General features: G+C 67.3%; 22 protein-coding genes and 1 pseudogene. 11 read left to right on the top strand and 12 right to left on the bottom strand.

Annotated features, from left to right (window positions below; all coding sequences use genetic code 11):
- Positions 1-253: 253 nt before the first annotated feature.
- A complete protein-coding gene (locus TNCT6_RS37785; RefSeq protein WP_141367671.1) occupies positions 254-796 on the top strand; it encodes a GNAT family N-acetyltransferase in 543 nt (180 codons plus the stop codon).
- 221 nt (positions 797-1,017) lie between these two features.
- Here TNCT6_RS37785 and TNCT6_RS37780 read toward each other — a convergent pair whose 3' ends face one another.
- On the bottom strand, positions 1,018-2,541 hold the full coding sequence (locus tag TNCT6_RS37780; RefSeq protein ID WP_141367670.1) for an FAD-binding oxidoreductase: 1,524 nt from the start codon (positions 2,539-2,541) through the stop codon (positions 1,018-1,020).
- Positions 2,542-2,988: 447 nt separating this feature from the next.
- Between TNCT6_RS37780 and TNCT6_RS37775 the strand changes: the two genes are divergently transcribed.
- The gene (locus TNCT6_RS37775; RefSeq protein WP_141367669.1) at positions 2,989-3,603 is read left to right on the top strand and encodes a DUF1326 domain-containing protein; all 615 of its coding nucleotides are present in this window, start codon (positions 2,989-2,991) and stop codon (positions 3,601-3,603) included.
- The gene (locus TNCT6_RS37770; protein WP_141367668.1) at positions 3,591-4,367 is read left to right on the top strand and encodes a DUF2182 domain-containing protein; all 777 of its coding nucleotides are present in this window, start codon (positions 3,591-3,593) and stop codon (positions 4,365-4,367) included. Before TNCT6_RS37775 ends, TNCT6_RS37770 begins: the two co-directional genes overlap by 13 nt.
- Before the next feature lie 255 nt (positions 4,368-4,622).
- Here the strand turns inward: TNCT6_RS37770 and TNCT6_RS37765 are convergent, their stop codons facing one another.
- The gene (locus TNCT6_RS37765; RefSeq protein WP_141367667.1) at positions 4,623-5,192 is read right to left on the bottom strand and encodes a carbonic anhydrase; all 570 of its coding nucleotides are present in this window, start codon (positions 5,190-5,192) and stop codon (positions 4,623-4,625) included.
- Between the two features lie 1,099 nt (positions 5,193-6,291).
- Here TNCT6_RS37765 and TNCT6_RS37760 point away from each other — a divergent pair.
- Together TNCT6_RS37760 and TNCT6_RS37755 are read left to right on the top strand one after the other, a co-directional pair.
- On the top strand, positions 6,292-6,645 hold the full coding sequence (locus tag TNCT6_RS37760; RefSeq protein ID WP_141367666.1) for a hypothetical protein: 354 nt from the start codon (positions 6,292-6,294) through the stop codon (positions 6,643-6,645).
- Positions 6,646-6,677: 32 nt separating this feature from the next.
- Positions 6,678-6,998 (top strand): hypothetical protein, encoded by a 321-nt coding sequence (locus tag TNCT6_RS37755; RefSeq protein WP_253266524.1) that lies wholly within the window; start codon positions 6,678-6,680, stop codon positions 6,996-6,998.
- Between the two features lie 165 nt (positions 6,999-7,163).
- Here the strand turns inward: TNCT6_RS37755 and TNCT6_RS41830 are convergent, their stop codons facing one another.
- From TNCT6_RS41830 to TNCT6_RS42265, 3 genes are read right to left on the bottom strand one after another with little or no spacing between them, the layout of a single operon-like run.
- Positions 7,164-7,388, bottom strand: a complete 225-nt coding sequence (locus tag TNCT6_RS41830; RefSeq protein ID WP_301184442.1) for an ATP-binding protein — start codon at positions 7,386-7,388, stop codon at positions 7,164-7,166.
- 6 nt (positions 7,389-7,394) lie between these two features.
- Positions 7,395-7,760 (bottom strand): ISAs1 family transposase, encoded by a 366-nt coding sequence (locus TNCT6_RS37740; protein WP_172633300.1) that lies wholly within the window; start codon positions 7,758-7,760, stop codon positions 7,395-7,397.
- On the bottom strand, positions 7,708-8,040 hold the full coding sequence (locus TNCT6_RS42265; RefSeq protein ID WP_172633299.1) for a transposase family protein: 333 nt from the start codon (positions 8,038-8,040) through the stop codon (positions 7,708-7,710). The genes TNCT6_RS37740 and TNCT6_RS42265 overlap by 53 nt, the downstream gene beginning before the upstream one ends.
- A gap of 763 nt (positions 8,041-8,803) precedes the next feature.
- Between TNCT6_RS42265 and TNCT6_RS41825 the strand changes: the two genes are divergently transcribed.
- The 5 genes from TNCT6_RS41825 (at position 8,804) to TNCT6_RS41495 (ending at position 11,867) form a co-directional block, all read left to right on the top strand.
- A complete protein-coding gene (locus TNCT6_RS41825) occupies positions 8,804-9,490 on the top strand; it encodes a CatB-related O-acetyltransferase (protein WP_141367662.1) in 687 nt (228 codons plus the stop codon).
- Positions 9,491-9,578: 88 nt separating this feature from the next.
- A complete protein-coding gene (locus TNCT6_RS37725) occupies positions 9,579-10,319 on the top strand; it encodes an SDR family oxidoreductase (protein WP_141367661.1) in 741 nt (246 codons plus the stop codon).
- 170 nt (positions 10,320-10,489) lie between these two features.
- Complete coding sequence (locus TNCT6_RS37720; protein WP_141367660.1) at positions 10,490-11,023, top strand: hypothetical protein; 534 nt, start codon at positions 10,490-10,492, stop codon at positions 11,021-11,023.
- Between the two features lie 124 nt (positions 11,024-11,147).
- Positions 11,148-11,288, top strand: coding sequence for a hypothetical protein (locus tag TNCT6_RS40335; protein ID WP_172633298.1), 141 nt, complete (start codon positions 11,148-11,150; stop codon positions 11,286-11,288).
- 51 nt (positions 11,289-11,339) lie between these two features.
- Entirely contained in the window at positions 11,340-11,867 is a 528-nt protein-coding gene (locus TNCT6_RS41495) for a transposase (RefSeq protein WP_308789501.1), read from the top strand.
- Between the two features lie 151 nt (positions 11,868-12,018).
- Here the strand turns inward: TNCT6_RS41495 and TNCT6_RS37695 are convergent, their stop codons facing one another.
- The 4 genes and pseudogenes from TNCT6_RS37695 to TNCT6_RS37675 all read right to left on the bottom strand — a co-directional run bounded on the left by TNCT6_RS37695 (position 12,019) and on the right by TNCT6_RS37675 (position 14,784).
- Positions 12,019-12,549, bottom strand: a complete 531-nt coding sequence (locus TNCT6_RS37695; protein WP_172633297.1) for a transposase — start codon at positions 12,547-12,549, stop codon at positions 12,019-12,021.
- 16 nt (positions 12,550-12,565) lie between these two features.
- Positions 12,566-12,880 (bottom strand): annotated as a pseudogene (locus TNCT6_RS42260) (transposase); the annotation flags it as partial.
- A gap of 326 nt (positions 12,881-13,206) precedes the next feature.
- Complete coding sequence (locus TNCT6_RS37680; RefSeq protein WP_301184441.1) at positions 13,207-13,923, bottom strand: YwqG family protein; 717 nt, start codon at positions 13,921-13,923, stop codon at positions 13,207-13,209.
- 318 nt (positions 13,924-14,241) lie between these two features.
- Positions 14,242-14,784 carry a DUF4262 domain-containing protein gene (locus tag TNCT6_RS37675; protein ID WP_141367656.1) on the bottom strand — a complete coding sequence of 181 codons (543 nt, stop codon included), beginning with the start codon at positions 14,782-14,784 and terminating at the stop codon, positions 14,242-14,244.
- Between the two features lie 369 nt (positions 14,785-15,153).
- Here TNCT6_RS37675 and TNCT6_RS37670 point away from each other — a divergent pair, with 369 nt between their 5' ends.
- The gene (locus TNCT6_RS37670) at positions 15,154-16,455 is read left to right on the top strand and encodes an MFS transporter (RefSeq protein ID WP_141367938.1); all 1,302 of its coding nucleotides are present in this window, start codon (positions 15,154-15,156) and stop codon (positions 16,453-16,455) included.
- Positions 16,456-16,711: 256 nt separating this feature from the next.
- On the opposite strand, the gene TNCT6_RS37665 is transcribed toward TNCT6_RS37670, so the two are convergent.
- From TNCT6_RS37665 to TNCT6_RS37655, 3 genes are all read right to left on the bottom strand, one after another.
- Positions 16,712-18,571 (bottom strand): CocE/NonD family hydrolase, encoded by a 1,860-nt coding sequence (locus TNCT6_RS37665; RefSeq protein WP_253266521.1) that lies wholly within the window; start codon positions 18,569-18,571, stop codon positions 16,712-16,714.
- Positions 18,572-19,032: 461 nt separating this feature from the next.
- Positions 19,033-19,869, bottom strand: a complete 837-nt coding sequence (locus tag TNCT6_RS37660) for a TIGR02452 family protein (RefSeq protein ID WP_141367655.1) — start codon at positions 19,867-19,869, stop codon at positions 19,033-19,035.
- 235 nt (positions 19,870-20,104) lie between these two features.
- Entirely contained in the window at positions 20,105-20,719 is a 615-nt protein-coding gene (locus tag TNCT6_RS37655; protein WP_141367654.1) for a cysteine hydrolase family protein, read from the bottom strand.
- Between the last annotated feature and the right edge of the window lie 65 nt (positions 20,720-20,784).

The following is a 20,784-nucleotide window of genomic DNA, read 5'->3' as shown; positions in this document are numbered from 1 at the left end:
CCACAAGAGGGCGAACGCTGCCCGATAGGGCACCAGGTCGCTTCGCGCGGGCGTGGAGTCGTGTTCAGGCGGGTGATCAGCTCACGGTTGGCGTCGCGAGCCGCGTCGAGTTCTTGCCGGCGTTCTTCGAGCTGGTGCGTGAGGTCCACGGCATCCGTCGAACGCAACTGGTCCCTGGAAAATACCGGTGAGCCTCTGCCTGTGCCCAGTTATCCTGCCTTGTCCTGAACAGGCCAGGGAGAGGTCCCCCACCATGAGCAGCGCCACGTCGTCGTTTCCCGAGCGGATCGAGCTCTCGGGGGAGGGTCTCGTCCTCCGCGACTGGACGGAAGCGGACCTGCCCGCGATGCCGGAGCTGCTCGACCACCCCGACATCGCGTACTGGACACCGATCGTGTCCCCCTTCGACGAAGCGGCCGCCCGCGCACGCCTGGACCGGGCCCGGCAGCTGCGGGCGGAGGGCACGACCATCCTGCTCGCCATCACCGTCGACGGCGGTGCTCCGCTCGGCGAGGTGATGCTGCGGCGTGCACCCGAGGGCACGGAGCTCGGCTACGCCGTCGGCCCGGCGCACCGTGGACAGGGGCTGGCGGCGCGTGCGGTGCGGGTGATGGCCGCGTACGCCTTCGAGCAGTTGAGCGCGGGGAAGGTGATCCTGGAGCTGGAGGCCGAGAACGCCGCGAGTGTCGCCGTGGCGACCAAGGCGGGCTTCGGACTGCTCGACGTGCCGCTGATCAGAGGTGAGGAGAAAGGACGGCCCTACGCCCTGCAGACGTGGGGTCTGAACCGCCCTTGATCCTCAGCCTCCACCACGAGCACCCGATCGCACGCCCACCCCATGCCCATGACCGCCGGCGACCGGTCCAACAAGCCTCAATGCGATCTGTTCCGACGTGAGGGCGGCGCCCGGCGCACCCGCCGCATGTCACCGTCACTGGTCCAGACGCCTTGGTGTGGAACACGCATCTCTCCCAGGAGGTGGACCCGACGGCTGATAACGGAACAGGCCGTGCTCGATCAGCGGGACGCGGGCGGAATGCTCTGGTCGTACTGGAAGACGTTGTGCGGGTCGTACTTCGCCTTGATCTTTCGCAGTCGGCCGAAGTTGGATCCCCAGTAGGCGGTCTCCCAGTCCTGCATGCCGACGTTCGGCACGTTGACGTAGGCGCCGTCCACGTAGGGGCGCAGTGCCTGGCTGAATTCGGCGATCCAAGTCTGGGCCTGGGGGGTGAGCGGGTCGCAGATGCCCGGCTGGTTGGAACGGGTTCCCCAGCCGACGCCGGGCTCGGAGTAGAAGAGCGCGTCGCGGTGCGGGAACGCCGTGCCGCCGCGGGGGCTCCTCCTGACCGCCCCGCCGAACGCCTGGGTGAAGAAGTTGCTCTCGTCCGTGGGCGCGTCCTTCATGAACGAGGAGATCACGTCGATCGCCTTGCTCGGGAAAGGCTTCCTGGTGAACTGCGAGTAGAACTTCCAGTTCGCGGGTTCGACCGCGATCGGGGTCTGGAATCCCGAATACACCTCGCCCCAGTTTCCCACCTGCACCGACACCTTGGGGCTGTCGATCGACAGGATGGGGGCCAGCAGCTTCTTCGCTTCCGCAGGTGTTCCTTCCGCGAGAACCGCGAACAGCAGGATCTGGTTCCGGTGAACTTCGAGCTGGGTGCCGAGGCGGTTGTCGGCGTACGGCGCAGTGCGCTGCCAGGCGTCGAAGACCCTGCGCACGTCGCTGATTCCGTCCCATGTGGCCTGCACATACGTGACGCTCTTCAGCGGGGCCACTTTGTAGGTGAGTGAGGTGACGATCCCGAAGTTGCCGTTGCCCGCTCCGCGCAGCGCCCAGAGCAGGTCCGAATTGTGGTTCAGATCGGCCTTGATCACCTTGGCGCACTCGTCGCCTTCCGCGACGACGACCTCGGCGCCGACCAGGCTGTCGCAGGCCATGCCGAGCCAGCGGGTGAGGAAGCCGAAGCCGCCGCCGAGCGTGGCGCCGGCGAGGCCCACGCTGCCTTCGGTCCCAGTCGTCACCGCGAAGTTCCGCTTCGCGAGCGTGGTCACCGCTTCCAGCTGGTTGAGTCCGGAGCCGACCCTCGCGACACGGGCGGCGCCATCGATGTGGACCGACTTCAGCTCGCTGATGTCGATCAAGAGGCCGCTGTCGACGTTCGACCAGCCCTCAAGGCTGTGGCGGCCGCTCCGGATCCTCAGCGCGACGTCGTTCTGCCGCGCCCAAGTCAGGGCGTTGACTACGTCCTGGGTGTTCTGAGCGAAGACGATCACCAGTGGATAGTGAGAGAAGAGCTGGTCCCAGCCGAGGCACGCGTCCGTGTACCCGGGGTCGTTGGGGCGGACGATGCGGCCGGTCAGCTTCGCCGGCGGGCACTTCCCCCCGTGCGCCTCGCTCATGGAAGCCTCGGTCATGGAAGCCTCGGTCACGGCACTCGCACCGGGGGCTTCGGCGTCCGCGACGCCGGGTACGACGATCGCGCCGGCACCGCCGACGGCCGTCGCCTTGAGCAGCCTGCGACGGGAAAAGTCGTTCATGGTCCGTGTCCCCTCAACCAAAAGCGGGTGCGAATCGGTCCTTTATGGACTATTTATGCGAAGCGGACGTTAGCAAGGGCGACCACGGTGGCTGTCTCGACACGCTCGCAACCACGACCGAAGGCACCTGGCGCCGTAGATCCGGCACGGCCTGTCCACCCCTCGGTCGCCGGAAGCCGTGGAGGCAGGCGTGACGGTCGTGGTGTGCTGGTGCGAGTGCGGGACTAGCCTGGGAAGTATTCGGGCGGCCGTTCGGGCCAAGGGGCTTTCCTGGTGTCGATCTTGTGGCCAAGCGGGCGCGCGGCCCGCGTCCAGGGCCCCGTGTTCCTCATGAGGTCGAGGCGCCACTCAAGGTCGGCGCCCTCACCAGGTCTTTCGCTCTGTCGGCCGAGCCCCACTTCGCATCGCCGACAGGCGCGTGACCCAGCCGCCGGCAGGAGTACAGAGATGGCTTGGAATCTGAACGGTACATACCTTGAGAGCTGCAACTGCGACACCGTGTGCCCGTGCACCACCTCAGGTATGACCGCGCCCGCCGACAACGAGCGCTGCCAGGTGACTCTCGCGTTCCACGTCGCACGGGGTGAGATCGACGGCGTGGACGTGTCGGACCACAGCGTCGTTGTCTTCGCCGACGCGCCCCGTGTGATGGCCGACGGCGGCTGGCAGGTCGCGCTGTACGTCGACGCTTCGGCCGACGACAGCCAGGCGGACGCGCTGGGCAAGGTCTTCTCCGGGCAGGTGGGCGGACCGATGGCGGCGCTCGTCCCCCTCATCGGCGAGGTCCTCGGCGTCGAACGTGTTTCCATCGACTTCCACGACGACGGTCGCCGCCACACGGTGCAGGTGGCGGACGCCATCGACATCGAGATCGAGGACCAGGTGGCCCCACAGTTCGGCGAGGAGGGTCCTGTAATGGGGCTGACCGGCATGTTCCACCCGGCGAACAGCACGTTGACGATCGCCCGATCGACGCGGGCCATCGGCAATGGCGTACACGGCCGTTCATGGGACTTCACCGGCCGCAACGCACACTCGGCGCCCTTCTCATGGTCGGCGTGATCAGGCCAACGATCGCAGTCCGGCACAGCGCGCGCTATTCCGGGCTGGTGCTGCTCACAGCGGCCGCGGCCTGGGCATGGGCGGTACTGCGCTGGGGGGACATGGGCTTGCGGACCATGGCCGGGAATCTGCCCGCCTTCATGGGCATGTGGACGATCATGATGACCGCGATGATGCTGCCGGCCACGGCACCCGTCGCCTCGTTGTACGCGCGGACGGCCCCCATGCACCGGGCACCGCGCATGATCGCGTTCACCGCCGGCTACGTGCTGGTCTGGGCCACCGCAGGGCTGCCGGCATACGCCTTAGCCGTCGTAGCGACGCACGTCGCAACCACACATCCCACGACAGGGACGGCGGCAGCCGCCGCCGTTTTCGCCGTCAACGGTGTCTATCAGCTCACCGCCCTCAAGGATTTCTGCCTCACCAAGTGCCGCTCACCGATCGGCCTGTTGCTGCGCTACGCGTCGTACCGCGGCCCCTCACGCCATCTACGTGCCGGAGCGCACCACGGCGCGTTCTGCCTGGGATGCTGCTGGTCCTTGATGCTGCTGCTCATGGCGTTCGGTGTGATGAATCTGTGGGCCATGGTGGGTCTGGCCGCCCTCGTCACCGCAGAGAAACGCTTGCCGCGGGGTCGTCTTGTCGCCCGCGTCGTCGGCCTCGCCTCGCTCGCGCTCGCGATCACCGTCTTCTGGGTGCCCCTGCTGGCCCCCAACCTCACAGGAGGCGGCATGACCGAGATGGGCCTCCGTCACCTGTGACGTGCGCCGTACAGCCGCACGCGCCGTACAGCCGCAGGAGGTACCAGACCCGTGCCGGATCGTGCAGGGAACCATGAGGACCATCGGGGAGCGAAGTCCACAGCCATCGGCACCGGCACCGCCACCGTTTCTACGCAGGTCACCAAGATCCCCGGCGTGACTCAGGGCAAGAAGAAGCAGGCCTGCGCGATCAACCGTCTCGACCAGGCTGATCATCAACGGCCTGGCACATACACGTGTGGCTCAGTCGACCGGTCAGGAAGGCGCACCCGCCAGGACTTCTACCTTTCCGGTGTCGAGGGAGTAGTACGCGCCGACCACGGCAAGACTGCCCTTTCTCACGAGTGGGGCCAGGTCCTGGTTGGAGCGCAGGTCGGCTGCGGTCAGCTTGGCCTGCGCGCGGGCCATGGTCTCGACCGGATCGGCACCGCCTTCCTTGACTGCCTGGTCGTACGCCGGACGCAGAGCCTTGGCGATCGCATCGAGATTGCCCGGCAGCGGCTTGCCGCCATGGAGAGACTTGTACGCCGCCTCGATGGCTCCGCACCGCTGATGCCCGAGGACCACGATGAGCGGAGTGCCACTCGTCATGGGCCCGTACTCCACAGAACCCGTGACCACCGGCTCGACCGCCTCTCCTCCGGTGCGCATCACGTACAGGTCACCCAGCCCGGTGTCGAAGAGAAGTTCAGGCGGCACCCGGGAGTCGATACAGGCGAGGATCGCCCCGAACGGCTTCTGCCCCTGGGCAACGAACTGGCGCCGGTTCGGATCCCGGTCGGGGTGTTGAAGGTCTCCGCTCGCCCACCGCTTGTTGCCGTCCATCAGCCTCGCGAATGCTGCGGCGGGCGTTGCCGGGCCCACTTCCGGCGAAGCACCGGTCGCCAGTGGGGTGGCACTCGTCGACGAGCACCCCGCAAGCGCGGCCGTGGAGAGTGCGAGTCCACCAGCGAGCAGAGCCCTGCGATTCGGGTGTTCCGCTGCGACCATCGGTCGTTCCCCTCACTCCGCCGAGACGCGTGAATAAGCCATGACCAGGCGATTGTTCAGCGCGGTGAGGAAGCCGGACCGCAGGCACACGCAGGCGGTGACCGCTTTCCCGCAGACGGCCCACAGAGCCGACAGCCGTCGTTGCCGACCGTCCCTTCAGGAGCGGTGAGGTTCGCTCGCCGTCGGGAGGTGACCGCGGCTGATCGCTACGCGGAGTACGTCTCGCAGAGCCCCTTTCAGCTTGTCCGCCAGGAGGCACACGCCCTCGGGGGCTGAAGCCTCATCGCCGAGTGACCGGGGACGGCCCGTGGAGACGGGGGACATCGTGGTGCCCGCCGCGCACTGCGAGATCGTCCATGAGATCGAACTCCTACAGCGGGTGTCACTTACCCTCATGGCTCGGCAGGCATAGATGGGGCGGCCCCCTCCACAACGGGTCGGCACTGGGGAAACAGCCACCGACCGACGCGAGTCGCGTCAGTCGTAGCCGCGCTGCCGCGGTTGTTGGCGCGCCAAGTAGGGTGCCGCGCATGACCACTTCTCCCGATCACATCAGCAGCAGAGAGGAGCACGCGCCCTGCACGCGACGGCCATGTACGAGTAGGCCGGCGCACCACAGTTGGGTTGTTCCCCGAGTGTCTGACTGCGTGACAACGCCGACGGACAGCCGCGGACGAGAGCGGACGTCTGCTGGCCTCGTTCACTTCGAGCAGCAGCGTTTTCAGGCGGTTGGGTAGCAGTTAGTGATCTTGACACCCCTGAATGATCATGAGAAGTGACGTCAGGGCGCCCACATTGCCGGGTGTCGGAAAGCAGTCGCGCAGGTCGTCTGCCGTGCCCGGCAGGTGAGGGGCCGCGACCGGGCCGTCATCATGATCAGTCGGAGGCCTGGCGTGGTGGGGTCTGTCGGAGGTAAGAGAGGAGCGCGAGGGGGATGGGGACCGTGACAGAGGTGTTCGACAGGGGCATGGACGTGCTCACCGTGGCCTTGGGGCTGTGCTGCGTGGGGTTGGGATGGTGGGCCCTGCTCCGGCCACGTCGGCCACCAGAGCCGATAAAGGGCCCGGTGTGGGTGGTCCGCACCTGGGGGCTCGGCTATGTACTGCTGGGGATCTCCCTCACCATCGAGTCGGTGACCCTGATGGCCGGCGGGGAGCCGGGCCGGCCGGCGGACCTGACCCGCTGGGTTGCCGGACCGCTCGTGGTCGGCTCGCTCCTGGCGGCGTTCCTGTCCCGGCGGTGGGAACGCCGTCGGGCCCGGGCTACGAACGAGGGGCGGCAAGCGTGAAGTGCGCCGTCCCCTGGAGTGAGGCAGCGCTCGTGGCCGTTGCCTGCTGGGCGGTCAGCGGTCTGGGATACGGCGTGCTCGCCGCCCTCGACGAGCCGCACCTGCCCGTCGCGCCCCTCATCGGCATGGGGCTCGTCCAGTGGTTCTGGGCGCGCCACCGCTTTTGGCCGGCCGCGGTCGCGGCGGGCCTCGCGGGGGCTGCCGTGCTGTTCGCTCTCGTCGACGTCCTGCGTCCGGGTCTGGGTCGGTCCGTTGCGGACGCCCTGGCCACGGGGGCCGCGGCGACGGTCGCCCTGGCCGTCTTCACCCTGGTCGGCCGCGGAGCGGGACGCCATCGTGACGCAGCACACTGACCCACTCGTGGGCCACCGCCTCTGGAGGCCTGTCCGGTGCCGGAGTTGTTGCTCTGACGTCCAACGTTGACATCAACAACCAGGGACAGCGGTGACAATCAGCAGCCAGATGCGGTACCCGTGCGCGCGGTGGACCGCGGCCACGCCGGGGTGGGATCGAACTCCTCAAGCGGGTGTCGCAGGTTCGAATCCTGCCGGGGGCACCATGCCTGACCAGGTGCGATACACCAGGAAGGCATCTCGGAAGTGATCTCCGAGGGGCTTTTTGGCCTTGCATGGGAACGAATGGGAGTGCGCCATCAGGCAGGCGCGGACAGCGAGCCCCGTGGCGAGGTGTGTCTTGCCGGTGCCCGGCGGGCCGAGGAAAACAGCGTTCTCCTTCGCCGCTATGGCGCCCTAGGCGCTGATCTGCTCGGCGTGATCGGTCTGCGTGTGCATCGCATCGGCGGTGATGACGTGTCCCCGCAGGTCGAGCCGTTCCAGCAGCGGGGCGAAGGCGGGGATCTCGTTGCTCTTCGCGGCAATCTGCCGCTGTGAGATCACCGTCTGGTTCTCATGCAGGACGGCGGCGAGCAGGTGGATGGCGCTCTTGCCGCCGTCGCGGCTGCCGCGCACGGCTTTGCCGTCGACGACCAGTCCCACCAGTTCGGGCGGACCGGTTTCGACGGGGTCACGGGAGTGCCGGGCAAACCAGGCGCCCACGGCGTCATCAAGGGCGTCGCCGTCGACGCGGGAGAGAAGGCGGCCCAGGGGTGGTGGCACGCGGAAGACGGTCCAGCCCGATCCGTTTGCGCACCTCAGGGGTGGAGTCGATGGCGAACCGTGCGATGCCGGCCAGTGTGGTGGCCCCGCCGAGGACCGCGAGCAAGCACAGGGCAAGCAAAGAGCCCAGCCGGTAGCGGCGGCCTCTTACGCGCCGCGGATCGGAAAGCCGGTCCAGGACCGTCGACAACGAGGTCAGGTCGGACAGTTCGGCGGGTGAGCAGGACAAGTCGACGTCCTCGCGGTGACGTTGCAGGACACCGATCAGGGAGGATGACACGCGAGCGCGACCCCTTTTCGTGATCAAAGGCTTCGACAACCTTGATCATCGGGGGTCGCGTTCGTCGCCTCCAGCCCGGACACCTCGGACCGCCTCAGTACGCACGCGCCTGATCAGTCCATCTCGCCAAGCGGGAACCATCAGTCCTGGTGACGCACCCACCAGCCATCGTCACGTGCCCGCGATCAGCACGTCTATAAAGATCAACCCGACTGTGCAATCGCTCTGTCAACGGGGGAACTTCATTTTCGGGCTGCAGAGTTGGCGGTGGTGACCTCGGGTTTCACGGGGTGAGTTGTTTGGCGATCTTCAGGAGTTCGGCCGTGGTGCTCACGATGAATGTGTAGGTGCCGTTCGTCCATGTCGCGGTGTTATTGGAGTGACGAACATCGCCGCCGCCACCGACCACTACCGATCACCGACCGACCACGCACTCCAACCACTCGATCTTGAAACTTGAGAACACATCAGCTCTGTCCAGGCACGTGCCTCTCATCAGCGGAAACGTCTACGCGCAGGACTTTGCGGCAGCCCTGGGACATCAACACCCCCGTAGAACTTGATTGCTCCCTTAGGGTGAAAAGAGGAGGAGGTGGAGAGGTGCGCAAGAGATCCGGGTACTCATGGTCTACCAGCAGTTAATAATCAAGGAATCCACTTCAGGCAGGGAAACTCTCCTGTGTGACATTATTACCCTTATGCGAATTATCGCTTCGTCTGAAATCAGGGATCCTATCCACTTCTAGCCGAAAGCAGCATCGCTATGCCTGATGGTTATCACTGGTCGAGGCCGCAGTACCTCCATGAGGCCGTAACCAACCCCAACATTCACGTGACAGGAACCCGCAGTTACTACAGTCACGCCTGGTCCGGCGACTTCGAGGGGTCCGTGGTGCGTTACCTCCACGGAGATGCCTACAGCCGAGCGAACCGGAACTGGACGCCACCCTGGCCCATCGACCAACTATATATCGGCGACTACGTGTGCATTGGAGCCGAAGCTGTAATCCTCATGGGCGGCAACCATCTTCATCGCACAGACTGGTTCAGTCTCTATCCTTTCCGTGACGTTCGCGCCGACGCTTACCAGGGAAAGGGAGACACTGTGATCAAGGACGGTGCCTGGATTGGCATGCGCGCCATGATCATGCCTGGCGTAACTCTAGGCGAAGGCGCCGTAGTCGCTGCTCAAAGTGTAGTCACCCGCGATGTGCCGCCCTACACCCTTGTGGCCGGCAGTCCTGCACGGGAAGTCCGGAAGCGCTTCGATCCGGAGGTCATCGACCGGCTCCTCGCACTGGACATCTACAAGTGGAGCGACGAGAAATTCGACTCTCTGCGTCCGGTTATCTGCGGATCAAGCATCGACGCCCTTGAGGAGATGTCCCAGGCGTGGGATGTCTCAATCTCAACAGTTCATAGAAATGCAGCCGCTGCCCCTGTGGCATAACCCAACCAGTAAATGCATGCAGCCGGAATCGGAATCGCCGAGTGCGGGTCTCTTTAAGGTCCCGTATTTCGTTAAGGAGGAAACGGGAATGTTCCAGAGTCCTTACTCCCGTGTCGCCCTCGTCACTGGCGGGTCCGGCGGGATCGGCCGCGCCATCGTCAGACGGCTGGCGGAAGACAAGTTCTGTCTAGGCGTTCACTATGCAGAAAACAAGGAAACGGCCTACAGCCTGGTGGAGGAGATCACGTCGAGTGACGGTCGGGCGATCGCAGTCGCCGGCGACGTCGCTGATGAGGACGCGATGGCCGCAGCCTTCGATGAAGTCGAAGTTGAATTCGGGGGAATCGACGTCCTCGTGCACACCGCCGGTGTCATGCGGCCTGGACCAATCGCGGCCCTGGACCTGACTGAGCTCGACCAGATCCACCGCACCAACATCCGCGGCACGTTCGTCGTCGACCGGCAGGCGGCCCGGAAACTACGCGCCGGCGGAGCAATCATCAACTTCTCCACCTCCATGACCCGCACACAATACCCCGCCTACGGTGCATACGTCACGAGCAAGGCGGCTGTCGAGGCAATGACCCTGGTGCTCGCCCGCGAGCTGCGTGGCAAGGACATCACGGTCAATGCTGTCGCCCCCGGCCCCACTGCCACCTCGATGCTTTTCGGTGACAAGAACGAGACAACCATCAGCAACCTCGCCAAGGCCGCACCGCTCGAGCGTCTGGGGCGCCCCGAGGACATGGCCGAGATCGTGGCCTTTCTCGCAGGGCCGGGACGCTGGGTAAACGGCCAGGTAGTGTTCGGCAACGGCGGTCTTGCCTGAACTGAATCCTTCCCGATCACACAGCAATCACAAGATCGCTGGTCAGGCGTCTTTGACCAAACCTCAGAGGATCTGCACCGTTTTCGGATTACAGGAAAGCAGCATCCCACGTTCAGTTGATCGGGAAACTCGAATGCAAGCCCCTCAAAGAAGGGTTAGGGAATCAGAAAGTGAACAAAACGAGAACCATTAGCGTGGTCGCCAGTGCGGCATTTGCTTTGATGGGCGTGCCGGCCACCGCCTCGCCAGGAACAGCTGCTACCAGGGATGTCGGTACAGAGAAGCTATACCTGACGGTCACTGGAACCACGCAGTACGGGTATCCGTTTACATCAAAGAAGGCGGGGGACGAATTCGGCGGCAGCGGGAAAGTTAGTGAGAGGAACACCAGAGTAGGCGACGGAAAATTCTCGTACTACTGCAAAATCACTGCTGTCAGTACCGCTCCCAACACGCTCACCAGCATCTGTCACGCCGCGCTGGACCTGCCAAAAAAAGGTCAGATCATGCTGGAGGCACTGGTCACCCAAAAGGCTGGCACTTCGGGTTTCCGGATGGCGGTCACGGGTGGAACAAACGACTACGAATTTGTAAGGGGTCATGCTGACTTCACTGAAAAACCAGCACCCGCGAGAATCGTCGTCTCTCTGGTCCATCCAATGAAGACGCCGGTGGTAGCGCCCGGCGTGGCAGCACCTCGCTGACCGGCACTGTCAGAGGCCGTTCTCTATCCGAACCTCGTGTGCGGCTTCTGCTGGTCGGACATGAGATCGCAGCTGTCGCGGAAGTCTCAGGCCGTTACTGGCCGAGATGTCGTAGGGGTGGCAGATGCCGTCGATGCGGGCGGTTTTGGAAGCGCGGCAGAAGCTGGTGGCCGAGTTGCACGACCGGCTGCGCGGAGCCGTCCGTGGCGCCGAGGGCCGTGAGGAGGAGGCGAGTGCGGCGGTCGTGGACTCGCAGTCGGTGTAGGCGGACGCGACCGTCGCCCACGCCTCGCGGGGTTTCGACGCCGGGAAGAAGATCAACGGAGGCAAGCGCCACCTGCTCACCGACACCCTCGGACTCCTCCTGGGCGTGCTGGTCACGCCGGCCTCCACGACCGACCGAGACGCCGCCCGCATCCTGTTGTCCGCGGCGAAGGGCCGCTTCCGGAGGCTCTCGCGGGTCTGGGCCGACGGCGGTTACACCGGCCACCTCACCGACTGGACCACCCAGCTCCGCTTCCAGTTCCTCCACCAGCACCGCCGCAGTCCAGTGGATCCCGCACCAGTGCCCACTCGGCATCGCTCATGTCCGAGCCGTACCGGGGCCGGCGGGCCGGCTGGTCGGCTGCGTTCCCGAACCGATGGGCGAGACAGTCACACCCACGGATGGACGAACTGGACTCGGCGACCGCGACCACGCGACACTTCAACAACAGGGCCTCTTGCATCTCGCTGGATTCGACAACCGCGAGCTACCAAGAGGCCCTTCTTCCATGCATCCGCACCGGCCGACTCACCCGAACCAGGCCCTTGTTCGACTCCCACCGACCACACGGACGGATAGAGAACGGCCAGTCAAGGACTGCAGCCGGAGTTCGGCTTGCCTCGCCGAGGGCGGGGGTCACGAATTGGTGTTGAACGCGCGCATCACGCCCAGCAGGACTGTTGCAAGGTCGGATTTCAGGGGCGAATGTGCAGGCAGGGCTGATGTGTTCTCAGGTTTGAAGATCGAGTAGTTGGAGTGCGTGGTCGGTCCGTGATCGGTAGTGGTCGCTGGCGGCGGCGATGTTCGTCCAGCCGGCCTGTCGGATGAGGCCGATGGCGAGGTTGCGGAAGGTTGCCATCGCGCGGGGCGCGTTTCCGGTGCGGACGCGCGAGGCGTCCTCGGCGAAGGTTACGTCCCGCACGTGGTACAGGGCCTCGACCTGCCAATGCCCACGGATCAGTTCGGCAAGTTGGGACGCGGTGGCCTGCCCGGAAGTGAGGCTGGTGACCGCGTAGATCGTCTTGACGGTGGTCTTCCCGGTCGTGCGATTCGTGCGACGGCGCTTGACCTCGACGGCCTGTACGGCGTGCGGAAAAGCAGACCCGGCTGGACCGTGCAGACTTTGAGGCGGCGTATCTCGCCGCGCCCGTGCGCCCGTTCGCGGATGCGGTGCTGAAGCGGGACCTCGCGCCAGGCCAGTCGCCGCAGCTGACTGCGGAGCTTTTCTGGTTGCCCCTGACGACGAGGATGTAGTGGGCACCCGGGGAGGTGATCTGCTCGGCGTGGTCGGTCTGGGTGTGCATCGCGTCGGCAGTGATGACGTGGCCGTGCAGGTCGAGCTGGTCCAGCAGCGGGACGAAGGCGAGGATTTCGTTGCTCTTCGCGGCGGTCTGCCGCTGGGAGATCACTGCCTGGGACTCGTGCAGGACGGCGGCGGGGAGGTGAACGGCTTTCTGGTCGCCGCTGCGGCTGCCGCGTACGGTCTTGCCATCGGCGGCCAGGCCCACCAGCAGCTGGTTGTCCTCGACCGGGTCGGCCGCGTGGCGGGCGAGCCAGACACCGATGGCGTCGTCGAGGGCGTCACCGTCGATGCGGGACAGCAGACGGCCCAGGGTGGTGGCGCGCGGGAGGCCGCACGCTGACCCGCAGTGCGGCAGCGATCTCCCTGTTCTTCTGCCCGTCTTCGAAGCGTTCCGCGGCCTGCAGCCGGACCCACTCCCTCGTGGCCCTCACGGCGTCGGTCAACCCGCCACCCTGCGCGTATCTCACGGTCCAGGGCTACCGGAGCGGACCAGCCGCCGTCATGCCGCACAGTCCGCAGAGCCGCCCCCGTGCCGGACCGTGCGAAGAACCAGGGGAACACGAGGCATTGGGACGACGGTGATGCGGCTCCGGCAACGATCTTCCGCTGTGCGGATCAACAGCAGAGGACCTGTGCCACTGCCTTGCTGAAGTCGCCGGTCGCGAGTGCCTCGACCGGGATCGTGAAGTACAACGTTCCGGCGTCCCCCCACCCCCATCCAAGTTCGGTGTCCTCGGCAAGCTGGAGCAGATGGACTGCGGGGCCGTCGGCGCCGCGGGACGACACCTTGATGGTGTACGAGGTGTCCGGCCAGCCAAAGGCGCAGTGACTGCCGGCGGTGTTCCCGTCGAGATCTCCCATCTCGCCGAGAATGAGCGATGCCGCTCCCCAGTGCTGGTCCCTGTCGAACTCCACGTCCTCGTCCTCGACGTCCCAGCAGTCCGGGAGCATGGTCACCTCAGCCGCGTGGACGGGCATCGCCGGGTAGCTTCTCGCTGGTTCGGGCGCCGTCGTCTCGACTGCCCGTGCCGGGTCGGCGGGAATGACGCGACATACCTCAGATTCGAACATGTCCAGTTTGCAGTACTCTTCGTACGGCAGGTCTGGATCGAGGTAGAAGAAGTTGAGCAGGCCAGGCCGTATGGGCAGTTCATTGCCGAGCCATGCAGCGAGGGCGTCGGTGTCCAGTACGGCGTGCAGGGACAGCGGCACCCCACCCTGTTCGGGCCAGCGGGTCGCCGGTTCGAGGAGAGCAGGCCCACCGAGTCGGCATTGACCAGTGGCCTGGGTACTTTCCGTTGAGCGGACCAGCCGAAAGCCGCGGCGGGCCATGGCAGCAAACTGCCGGCCAGCCTTCTCACCGAGCCGTTCTGTGCATACGCGGCTCAAGCCGACAGGGTCGTCAAACTGCATGCCAGGATCTTCTCAACCTCCGTTCGGGCTCGGCCACCTTGAGTCCGAGACACGCCACTTGCCCGCTGACGGAGCCTGACACCCACGACTGGCATCAACGGCGCCGGACACGGGTGTACACGAGCACTCCCGTCTGGCCGCGGTAATGCCAGGCCTCCCCGCCAGGGGCAGCCACGGATCGAACTCCTGAAGCGGGGCTCATCACCAGGCCATGTCGCCCAGGACCGAGGGTCGGCCTCAGTCGGGATCGGCCCACGGTCCGCTGGTTTCCTCCTTTGAGATCCACAGAAGAGGCTGGCTCGCGCGGCAGTAGTCTTCGACCTGGTCGTCCCAGGGGAAGCGGCCTTCCTTGTCCGGCCAGAACAGTTGCATGACCGGAAGCGGAGGAGCCTGGTAGTAGTCGATCCCGGCACCGAAGAAGTCCTGGTACCAGCTCGGGTGGACCGGCCGGACGGTCACCGGGTAGCCGTTCAGGACGTCGTCACGCACCTGGTCGGCTTCCAGTGGGTGACCGTTACGGATCTCTCCGCCCGCAACGTTGAGGATGGGCATCATCGTCTCGACCCGCAGGCCGAAGATGCAGACCTCAGGGCTGCGCAGGGTGTGCCACAAGCCGATCGAGTAGGCCCAGTCCGCCGGCGCATCGCCCCCGGCGCCGACACCCATCACGTGCCAGCCGAACTCGGAAACGCTTGCGGCTATGCGGCCATCACGTTCCTCCCAGGCCGGGCCGTCCGGAGGAGGGGCGCACAGGAGGCAGAAGCAGGAGGAGTCGTCCACCCGAGCAGGTTACGACCCCTGCGATCACGGCTGACGCCGGGCCCGTCCCCCACCACCGTGTCTTGCCCACTCCGTCTCTGAACCGTCGCTGACCTGCACGAACACGCCCCACCGGACCAGACGGGGCGTCACTTCTGCCCAGGGCTCTCACTGTCAAACGCAACGTGACGCAGATCACATCACCCTGCCTTTTTTGCGCATGCCCGCGCTTGATACAAATTGCCTCGCGTTCCTGTCCGTCGACGGTCGCCCATCCCCCCTTCTTTCTCCACCCTCCCCCTGTCGCTTTCGCATGCCCTGGGAACGCCCGTGTCCTCCCCCGCGCCCGCGCTCTCGCGCGGTTCCTCCTGGCCCCTCGTCGCCCTTTTCATGGCGGGATACCTCGCGCCCTATTTGCTGCCCACCGTCGTCGGCCGCCTCGGTGACCGGCTGGGCCTCGGGCCCGCGCAGGCAGGGCTCGTCGGCAGTGCGCTGCTGCTGAGTTCGGCCACGGCGGGCTTCACGCTCGCGGCACGCGTCGAGCGGTTCGGGCCACGGCGTCTGGCCCGCTCCGGGCTGCTGCTCGCGGCGTTCGGCTACGGCTGTGCGGCCCTGTCGGACAGTGTGCCGGTGGTGGTCGCCGGGGCGATTGCGGGCGGCTTCGGCTCGGGCACGGCGACGACGGTCGCCGCGTCGGGCATCGCGGCCCAGCGCGACCCGCACCGCACCTCGACCTTCGGGCTGCTGAGCGTCTCCGGGCTCGCCGGCACCGTGTATCTGACGATCCCCCACCTCGGGTCCGGACACGGGCTGCCGTTCGCTGCGATCGCGCTGACCGCGCTGCTGGTGTGGCCCGCGACGGGCCGACTCGCCGGTGCCGTGGCGCCCGGTCACTCGGCGGCGCCGCGTGGCCCGCTCCCCTACCGCCGCGCGGGACTCGTCCTCGCCGGCTCGATGCTGTTCTGGTCCATGGCGCAGAACTCGCTGTGGGGTGTGAGCGGCCGCATCGGCCTGGATCAGGCAGGGCTGAGAGAGGTCACCGTCGGCGCGGTCTTCGCCACGGCCCTGGGCGCCGGGCTGCTCGGCGTCATCGGCGCGAGCGCGCTCGGAGCGCGGCTCGGGCGGGCACTGCCGATCGGAGCGGGCACCGCACTGATCGCCTGCTGCATCGCGGTCAGTGCCTCGGCGGACGACCTGCCGTCGTTCGCGACCGGCGAGATCGCCTGGAACACCGTCTACCCGATCGTCCTCTCCTACCTCATCGGACTGGCGGCCTCACTCGACCCGCGCGGCCGCTGGGCGGTGCTGGCCGGATCCGCGTCCTCCCTGGGCACCGCGTGCGGCCCGCTCGTCGGAAGCCTGCTGTCCGCGAGCGCCGGCTACCCGGCGATGGGCCTGGTGCTGGGCGCCGGGCTGCTCCTGCTTGCGCTGCCCTTGACGGCGGTCGCCCTGCACGCCGGCGGCCGGCCGCTCGTCTCCGGTGCGGTCCGGCGCCGGGGCGGCGCCCCGGCCGCGGTGGTCGCGGCCACGACAGGCACCGCGTCCGGCACGGTGCCCCAGGTGGGTGCCCCGGAACAGCCGGTCGTCGAGATCGAGGTGCCGGTCGCCGGACCGGCGCCGGACCGGCAGGCGTTCGGCACCGCGGGCCCTCGCGGACTCGCCCCCGTGGAGGCGGGCCCGGGCACCCGCTGAGGAGCCGGAGCGCTACTCCGCCCCGGCCGCCTCGAAGACGTGGCCTCGACCTCGGCGAGACGACGTGCACGACGCGCCTCGTCGTCGTCAAGGAAGGGCGCCTCGAAGGAGTCGCGGGCCAGGGCGCGCAGCCGAGCCGCTGTCATGCGAGAGGGCGGGCTCCCTCCGAAGCGTTCGCCCCAGGACTGGGCCGCCGGCCGGCCGAGTCGACACGCTGCCCGGCACCCGCACAGACGGGTGCCGGGCAGCCGCTGGGTCATCCGTTCTTTGATATGCCCAGCGGGAAGGTGGGGGTGCCGACGTTGTTCAGCGTGGTGGTGTTCGCCCTCACATACGTGTCCAGGTACGGCGAGCGGTCACCCTGGGTCGGCGAGTCGAACCGCGGGTCCTGCACCTGAAGGCCGAGCCGTGCGTCGGAGACCGTGATCGTCTCACCCGAAGGAACGCTCCGCCAGCCGTTTGAGGTGATGGTTCCGATCTGGACCCCCAGCCGGTGTCCTTGCTCGAAGGTCCAGTCCGTCGCCTTCAGGGCGAAGGAGGTTGATCCGCTGCTTTCCAGCAGTGCGACGTTCTCGTTGAACATCGTCGCCTTGCCGTCCGGCGCGACGTCCCACAGCCGGGCCCAGACGTTGCCCTGACCCCTGGTCTTCAGCGTGATCTGCGGGCTGCCCGTGATCCGCACCTGTTCAGCGGCGGGCGTGGACCAGGTCCAGTAACTGTTGGCGGGGGCGTCGGCGCTGAGCCCAGTCGTCTGCTCAGTCGTCAGCGAGCCGGCCTGAGTTGCGTCCTCGATGTCCGCGCCCTGAGACTCCGGCGCCGTCATCGACAGGGCGGCCTTCTGCGCCTTGCCGCCGTCGTCGACGTACCGCCCGGGCGCCAGCCGCACCTTGTACGAGTCGTTGGTCACCGGCCAGGTCGGCTGGGCGCGCCAGTGGCCGAGGCTGTCCTCGAGGGAGAACGCCGGGTCGGTCACCGACGGTTCGATGCCGCGGAGGTACTGCTCGTAGAACCGCATCACCTCGTCGAACCAGCCCGCCCGTCCCATCTTGAGCTGGCCCTTGGCATTGGTCTCGTTACCGCGAACGTGTTCCCATTGGCCGAGCCAACCGCGTTGCGGACCCTGGTGGTTGGCCAGGTACTTCTGCATCTCCTCCGGCTTGGTGTTGTCCTCGATGAAGCCCGACGTGACGAACAGCGGCGTCTGGGATCCGGCGGCGCGGGAGGCGAAATCGCGGGCCCGCCAGAACGGCGACTTCGGGTCGGGGTTCTGGGTGTTGGTGAGGTTGTCGGTCTCACACTCGGGGTGGTTCTTCTCGTACCCCGCGTTCGCCTTGTAGTGGTCGCTGTCGTCGGCCAGCGGCGCCATCGTCGCGATCGAGTAGTAACTCCGCGGGGTGCTGGTCACGTTGGACCGCGGCACCCCGTTGCTGTACAGGTAGTTGTACCTGTTCCACGTCGGTTCTTGGGAGACGATCGCCCGCAGCGGCTTGAGCTTGAGGGTATTGGCCGCCAACCCGGTGTTGGCGTCGTACGACTTGCCGTACATGCCGACCTTGCCAGTCGACCACGGCCGGCTCGCTGCCCACTCGACGGCCGCCTTGATGTCGGCCTGCTCCCCCGGGCCGAGAAAGTCCAGGCACCCGGTGCTGCCACCGAAGCCGCGCAGGTCCACCATCACGAAGGTGTATCCACGCTCCATGAGCCGCGCCCCGTCGATGAAATCCTGAAAGCGCGCCGATGGCCCGACCCGGTCCCACCCCGCGGGAGAACTCTCCCCCGCGTGGGAGAAGTACGGGCCCACCGACAGGATCACCGGCGTCTTCGCGTCCGCCGGCAGGCCTGCCGGCCGCAGCACGTCGGCGTGCAGTTCGACCCCACTGCCGTCCGAGGAAGGGAAGTAGTGCTGCGTCCAGAGAGAGCCCTCCGGGACGCGGTCGTTCTCCTCGTGCGTGACGGGGTCGGTCGCGGTGGCCACCTCCGACCGGTCCTGCCCTGCGGTGGAGGACCCGGATGTGGTGTCGGGTGCCGCGGTGGCGGGTCCGGCGAGCGTGCCGGTCATTGCGAGGGTGGTGATGGCTGCTGAGGCGGCCCAGGCGGCCGCACGACGTCTTCTCACTTGCTGCTCCCGGAGTCGTCGGTACGGGGCGGTGCAGGTGGTGCTGTCGAGCAGCGGCCCCGGACCCGCCGTCGACGGGTCGACAAGGGGCGGCCGCGCGCAGACGGACGGAATCCGGATTCCGGGTGCGCGCCGGAGCCGACGGCGAGGGAGCCTATGATCATCATTGACACGCGTCAACAGGACGGTGTGAGCGACGTGTTGCTGGTGTGGCCGCAGATGCCCAGACCGGGGCAGCTCACGGCAGCTCACGGGAGCGCGTAATGCGCTGCAGCCCGGGCGTGCCAGAGGGCAGGGTCGTGAGGGCAGGGTCGTCGCATGTGGTCGGTGTCCCAATGGCGTTCGGCCGTCGGGCGTGCCCTCCCCCGCAGCACGGCCGGCGCTGGCCCGGCACGGCACTCGTAGCAGCGGACGCGGGACCGGGCCTGCGCGGCTGCGGGCACAGCGCCCGCGGCGGCCGGCTATCCGCCGAACCGGGCGGCGAAGGCGGCCCGGTTCGGCGACTGCGGCGTACGGTCCCACACCGCGAAGACGACCTTCGCGAACACGTCCCGGTACGCGCCCGTGTCGGCCGCCAGGTGCGCGTGGAAGGCGTCGGCGACCTGTTCCGGGTCGTTGCGGAACACGCCGCATCCCCACGCACCCAGCACCAACTCGCTCACCCCGTGGTGGGCGGCGACCGCGAGTACCAGCCCGGCGCGCTCGCTCAGCGCCCGGGCGATCCCCTCGCCCGCGCCCGGGTCGCGCCGCAGTACCTGCCCGGCGTTGGGTGCCGGGCAGGTCAAGAACGACACGGGGTAGGGCTCGGTCAGCAACTCACCGCGATCGCCCCGGTGCACCGGGACCGCGGGCGACCAGATCACGCGGTGGCTGTAGAGCAGGTCCGTGGACGCGCGGTGTGCCTCGTAGTAGTCGGGAGCCTCAAGCAGGCACGGATACAGCAGAGAGGTGCGGCACAGATCCTCCTCCTGCGCACGTGCGCCGCCGAGGTAACCGCCGCCGGGGTTGCGGGCGGAGGCGAAGTTGAGGACCGCGATGTGTCCGGACCCGGCCAGATGCAGTCGGCGTGCCGCCTGCAGGCTGCTCTCCGCCGTGACCGTGAAGGCGGTGCGGTGCGTCAGCGGAAACCGCTCGGCGGCGAGCTGCCGCAAGGCGGCGGGGGCGTAGCTGACGGTCCCCGAACGGGCCGCGGCGAGCGTCTCACGCACCTCGACCCTGCGACCGTCCTCCAGTCGGTAGGAACCTTCTTCGGCGATGCGGGCGTTGCGCGCCGCGACCTCACGGAGTCTGCTGCTCACAGCCACGGACGGTAGTGGACACACGAGGCGTCCGTCGACCGCGTTTCCACACGCGGCCATCCGGGACGCGAACCACTCCCACCGGCCGTCCAGAGGGGCGAAGGGCTGCGGGTCGTCGTCTCGGGCCGTGCCCGGATCGCGCGGAGACGTGCCGCGCACGCGCACTCGGCACCGGTTTCGAGACCGGACCGAAGCCGGGGTCTGGCCGCGCATGCGCGAGACCCTACTCGCCGAACTACGCGGGGCGGGCCTGCTGGAGGTGGACGACTGCGCGTATGACGGCTTCCACGTCCGGGCGGCCGTCGCCTGCCGCAGCGAAGTCCACTTCGGACATGGGCAGTACACGAATGCTCCGCCCGGGAAAGTCGATGTGCCGGTAGATCTCGATGTGGTGCGCGATCGACTGCTTCGGCGAGACGTACTCGCCCGCGCCGGGCCGGTCGGACGTGGTGTGCCCGTCGGCGACCAGTACCAGGTCGTACCCATGACTCAGCGCCTGCCGCGCCGTGGTGTCCACGCAGATCTCGGTCGCGAACCCGGTGACGACGACCTCGGTCACACCCAGCGCTTTCAGCGTCTTGTCGAGATCGGTGTCCAGGAAGCCGTCCGCACTGGTCTTGTGGACGACCGCCTCGTCGGCGGCGGGCGCGAGTTCGGGCACGAAGCGCCAGCCCTCGCTCCCGGCCTCCATCTCGGGGCCTTGGTGCTGGACCGTCACGATCGGTACGCCCGCGGCTCTGGCGCGCTCGCGGAGCCCGGCGATGGCGGCGACGGTCTCGGCGGCCCGGTACGCGATGGCCACCAGGGCGTTCTGCATGTCGATGACGAGGAGCGCGGAGGCGTGGGGCATGGGCCCACGGTAGCGGCCCCCTCTCTGGGTGTGACCCCGGCACATGGCCCGGCGTCGGCCAGCCG

Origin of the sequence: Streptomyces sp. 6-11-2 (assembly GCF_006540305.1) — a bacterium.
In the GTDB taxonomy this organism is placed as follows: domain Bacteria; phylum Actinomycetota; class Actinomycetes; order Streptomycetales; family Streptomycetaceae; genus Streptomyces.
This window is presented reverse-complemented; position numbering and strand designations above follow the sequence as displayed.